At 59.2% G+C, this 3,615-nt stretch carries 6 protein-coding genes and 1 pseudogene; 2 read left to right on the forward strand and 5 right to left on the reverse strand.

Going from position 1 to position 3,615, the window contains the following annotated elements; genetic code table 11:
• Nucleotides 1–160 precede the first annotated feature (160 nt).
• Both RWT78_RS29265 and RWT78_RS29270 read left to right on the forward strand, forming a co-directional pair.
• A complete protein-coding gene (locus RWT78_RS29265; RefSeq protein WP_399552213.1) occupies nt 161–688 on the forward strand; it encodes a DDE-type integrase/transposase/recombinase in 528 nt (175 codons plus the stop codon).
• Nucleotides 652–882 (forward strand): IS3 family transposase, encoded by a 231-nt coding sequence (locus RWT78_RS29270; protein WP_399552214.1) that lies wholly within the window; start codon nt 652–654, stop codon nt 880–882. The genes RWT78_RS29265 and RWT78_RS29270 overlap by 37 nt, the downstream gene beginning before the upstream one ends.
• Before the next feature lie 140 nt (nt 883–1,022).
• On the opposite strand, the gene RWT78_RS28785 is transcribed toward RWT78_RS29270, so the two are convergent.
• The 5 genes and pseudogenes from RWT78_RS28785 to RWT78_RS28805 form a co-directional block, all read right to left on the reverse strand.
• Complete coding sequence (locus RWT78_RS28785; protein ID WP_314682796.1) at nt 1,023–1,250, reverse strand: hypothetical protein; 228 nt, start codon at nt 1,248–1,250, stop codon at nt 1,023–1,025.
• A gap of 187 nt (nt 1,251–1,437) precedes the next feature.
• Nucleotides 1,438–1,779, reverse strand: coding sequence for a hypothetical protein (locus tag RWT78_RS28790; RefSeq protein ID WP_314682799.1), 342 nt, complete (start codon nt 1,777–1,779; stop codon nt 1,438–1,440).
• 35 nt (nt 1,780–1,814) lie between these two features.
• Entirely contained in the window at nt 1,815–2,495 is a 681-nt protein-coding gene (locus RWT78_RS28795; protein WP_314682802.1) for a hypothetical protein, read from the reverse strand.
• Between the two features lie 63 nt (nt 2,496–2,558).
• On the reverse strand, nt 2,559–3,380 hold the full coding sequence (locus RWT78_RS28800) for a class II glutamine amidotransferase (protein WP_314682804.1): 822 nt from the start codon (nt 3,378–3,380) through the stop codon (nt 2,559–2,561).
• A gap of 21 nt (nt 3,381–3,401) precedes the next feature.
• Nucleotides 3,402–3,615, reverse strand: a pseudogene (locus tag RWT78_RS28805) (hypothetical protein); the annotation flags it as partial.

A 3,615-nucleotide genomic window follows, 5' to 3' on the forward strand; every position in this document is an offset into this window, starting at 1 on the left:
GTGCTCCCAAAAGACGGTTCGAAGCGATCGAAGTGATGGCCAAGGAAGGACTACCGTCCAGACCTCGTGTCGGATTCTGGAGGTGTAAGAGTCCGGCTTCTACGAGTGGCACAATCGCCCACCCTCGGAACGCGCATTGCGACATGCCTGGCTGACCTAGTTGATCACCGAGGTACACGTGGCATCGAACGGAACCTACGGTGCCCGCCGGGTACACACCGAACTCACCCTTGGTTACGGTATTGCCGTGGGACACGGCTGCATCGAAATGTTGATGAGAGCTGCTGGTGTGAAAGGGTTTCCGGGAAACAAGCGTGCACGTTCCAAGCATCAGACTCCGACCGTGAGCGATCTCGTGGACCGTAAGTTCACTCGCGACGAGCCGAATAAGCTGTGGGTCACGGATATCACGGAACATCCTGCGTGTGAAGGCAAGGTTTACTGCGCTGTTGTCCTGGATACGTTTTCGAGGCGAGTCGTCGGGTGGTCTATCGACAGTTCGCAGACAGCGACATTGGTGACAAACGATCTGAGAAGGGCCATTTCGAATCGAGGCCCGACACCCGGCGCACTCATTCACTCGGGCCACGGAGTGCAGTTTACGTCCTGGCATTCACCCGCCGGGCGCACGACTCGGGCCTGGTCCCGTCGATGGGATCGATCGGCGATTGCTATGGCAACGCCGTGATCGAATCTTTTTGGGGCAGAATGCAAACCGAACTCTTGAATCGGAAGCGATGGAAAACGAGGATCGAATTGGCCAACGCTATGTTCGAGTACCTCGAGATCTTCCACAATCGCCAACGTCGGCACAGTGCGCTCGGGATGCCGACACCGATCGAGTTCGAGAACGTACACTTCACACGTCAACCCGTAGCCTGAAGTCAAACAGGACGACTCCACGAAACTCGGGGTTCATCAATGTCTCCGGAAACTCCGGTGTGATTCACGGTCTATGTCCTAGCTCGGATTGTGAGGGCTTTGAACTACCTTCGGCATGAACTCGTGGACATCGCGATCAGTCAGATTCCTGTGGCTGGTGACTGTTGTGGACGAGGTTTTCGATTGCGGCGCAGCGTGGTCGGCAGCATGTTCGACCAGAGCATCTCAGACGTCGAGGCCTTGCGATGAGGTGAGGCGAATAAACCGTCGATTTCCGAGCCGATCATTCCCTGAAGTTCAACCACTTCGGAACTGCGCTTGCCGACCCAGATATCAGTCTGAATCAGGTACTCCTCACGCAGCTTCAACTCCCGGTCGCCAGTGTGTCTTCGCCGGAAGGGAAAGCTTGAGCTTTCTGGGCTGCGCAGTACGTCAGATCGATGATTCGTCCACAACCGAGGAGTCGTGCGTGTGAATAATCAGGTCGTTGTCCACGGATGTGACCTCATCGTTCCCGACGGAATGTCCCCACTTTCGAATGCTTCGATCAGACATTCAGTCGGGGCTGAAGAACAGTTCCATCGAGATCCAGAACCACGCCACCATTGCAGCGACCGGAAGGAACGCAAACACCAATGGCAATCCAAATTGCCGGCCGGTGCGGCTGGGAATAGTCGGAAGTCCGAGCAAGACGAAGACGGCGGCAGGCGCCGCCCAACTTATCCAGTAGGTGAGCGGTGGCGGGTTGGGGCCGAACGACGTGAACGAACGGTTCGGATACAGCTGCGGCTGCGGGACATCCGCGAAGTGTTGCCACAGGAGTACCAATGGCAGGTAGCCGAACAGCCCCAGTAGGAGGCCGACGACGAGTCCCGCGAAGATTCGCTCGCCCCTCATCTCGATGCGCCCGTCGGAATCAATCGTTCCACCGCCTATGCCACTTCTGGAAAGTCACGAGCCTGCATCCGTAGTGCCCACGCCCGGGCCGCAACGAACGTCACGGCCAATACGAGCACCACCAGCAGTACGACTGCAATCCAGGTGGGAGCGGCGGTGGAGAAGCCCAGCTTCCACGCAGTACCGACACCCGCAGCAGTCGCCGCCAACGCCCCTACCGGAAGCATCGCCGCGACCGCTCGCGTCGTGCGAACAGTAAGTCGATCCCTGGCAGCGCGAAGAACTCCGAACACGGCGGCGACCGAAAGGCCATAGGCCAGAAGACCGCTGACGGCGTAGACCACGAGCGGGGACCATCCCATATCAACCGACCCGGTGAATGCCATGCCGATCAAGACCAACAGGGGCGTCAGCCCAAGCGTGACGCCTGCGATGCCTGCCACCACAGTTCGAACCAGTCGATTGTCTTGGCTTCCGGAGATTCGCACGCCCGCGAGGCGGAGCACGAACCCGGTCAGCGCGCCCAGAAGGGCGCCGATCACCGCAGCGTCTATCGACCAGTTCCATTGTGATTCACCGGCGAAGCCCGAGATTGTCGTGCCACCCGAAAAAAGTGTGATCGTGGCCGATGCCTGTAAGGACCCCTGTGTCAGCGACGCGGCGACCAAGGCGACGGCTGCCCCAAACAAAGCAAACCCGAGTGCCTGTTTCCACATCAAGCCATCATCACTTAAGTGCGGCGAGAATTCGGCACAACAATCGGTCTTTGACTGCATTTCCTACCGGAGTGGGATCGGCACAAAGTTCCGCATCTCGTCCCGTCCGGGCCGGATGACGCCTGCGGCGGATTCGGGAACCTCGTTCCAGGCGCCGGGAAGGTCACGTAGAGGCTCGGAGACGACGATTCGGGTCTCCTCGCTCAGATGGTGCAGAGCCTCCACCTCTGGATGGAGCTTGCGCAACGTGGAAATCTCGGTGGAGAAGAACAACGACCTCGACTGGTGCTCGCTGGAATAGCGAAAGATCCAGGTGGAGACGCCATCCGACGTGGCGACGGTCATCTGAACCGGATTGTCGATTCCCTGCGAGCGGGCCGTGTGCTCGACGAATCCGACGGCCCTCGCGACGCCTTCGAACGGATCGTCGGTCAGGCCGAACGTCAGCGCGAGGAAGAACAGAGTTTCCGAGTCCGTCGATCCTTCGAGATCCGGAAAGAGCGACGGATCAATGGCAGTCACCAATTCCCGTTTCATGTCGTGGAATCCGTGTAGTGAACCGTTGTGCATCCACAACCACCGCCGGTGCCGGAACGGGTGGCAGTTGCTGCGCTGCACTGCAGTTCCCGTCGAGGCGCGGATGTGGGTGAACAGCAGAGGGGTGCGCAATTGGGAGGTGACTTCGCGCAGGTTCGAGTCGTTCCACGCGGGTTCGATGCTCTTGAACACTGCCGGTTGGGGGCCTTCCCCGTACCAGCCGATTCCGAAGCCGTCGCCATTTGTCGTCGTGGCCCCGAGTTGAGAATGCAGGCTCTGGTCGATCAGCGAGTGTTGTGGCCTGAACAGCAAGTCATGGGCCAGTATCGGCTCTCCCGAATACGCCATCCACCTACACATACTTTCAACTCAAGCAGATCGAGTCGGCGTTGACGGTGCATGCGCAGCGGCGTGCGTCGTCTGGGTGGGCTTCCATGTCGACACCGCCCAGATCACGACGATGTTCAGCGCGATGATGAGAGTCGACCACCAGGGGTAGTACGGCAGCCACAAGAAGTTCGCGATGATCGAGATCGCGCAGATTACGACGGCCGATACCCGTGCCCAGGCCGCTCCGGTGAAC

It is taken from the genome of uncultured Rhodococcus sp., from assembly GCF_963525155.1.
GTDB lineage: Bacteria > Actinomycetota > Actinomycetes > Mycobacteriales > Mycobacteriaceae > Rhodococcus_F > Rhodococcus_F qingshengii.

Excerpts from the sequence above, each read along its gene's own strand:
- RWT78_RS29270 (WP_399552214.1), top strand. The coding sequence starts at position 652 with ATGGGATCGATCGGCGATTGCTATGGCAACGCCGTGATCGAATCTTTT.
- RWT78_RS28800 (WP_314682804.1), bottom strand. The coding sequence starts at position 3,380 with ATGGCGTATTCGGGAGAGCCGATACTGGCCCATGACTTGCTGTTCAGG.
- RWT78_RS28795 (WP_314682802.1), bottom strand. The coding sequence starts at position 2,495 with ATGTGGAAACAGGCACTCGGGTTTGCTTTGTTTGGGGCAGCCGTCGCC.
- RWT78_RS28790 (WP_314682799.1), bottom strand. The coding sequence starts at position 1,779 with ATGAGGGGCGAGCGAATCTTCGCGGGACTCGTCGTCGGCCTCCTACTG.